A 308-nucleotide genomic window follows, 5' to 3' on the forward strand; every position below is an offset into this window, starting at 1 on the left:
TTTCGGGAAGCTCAAGGCATTCCCCTTCCGCGACCAGCATTTCTTCGCGTCGGTGGAGAAGGCAAAGAGGGAGCTGGGTTTGACCCCAGAGTTTGACTTGGTGGAGGGGCTGAGGGACTCATACGAGCTTGACTTTGGGAGGGGAACCTACCGAAAGGCCGCTGACTTTACCACCGACGACATGATCCTCAGCAAGACCTTTGCTCTTCAGCAGTAATCCAACCTTGTCACCTTCTCCACCCATGGAGATGCTCTTTCTCTCTTTGTCTCTTTCTCTTCTCTTTCTCTGTCGCTGTCTCTGTCTCTTC

The 308-nt window shown here is 52.9% G+C and carries 1 protein-coding gene; it reads left to right on the forward strand.

The features are described from left to right. On the forward strand, positions 1–217 hold a 217-nt coding region (locus DJ021_RS19045; protein ID WP_207801918.1), incomplete at its 5' end, for a hypothetical protein. Positions 218–308 lie beyond the last annotated feature (91 nt).

Origin of the sequence: Phenylobacterium hankyongense (genome assembly GCF_003254505.1) — a bacterium.
Classification (GTDB): Bacteria; Pseudomonadota; Alphaproteobacteria; order Caulobacterales; family Caulobacteraceae; genus Phenylobacterium; species Phenylobacterium hankyongense.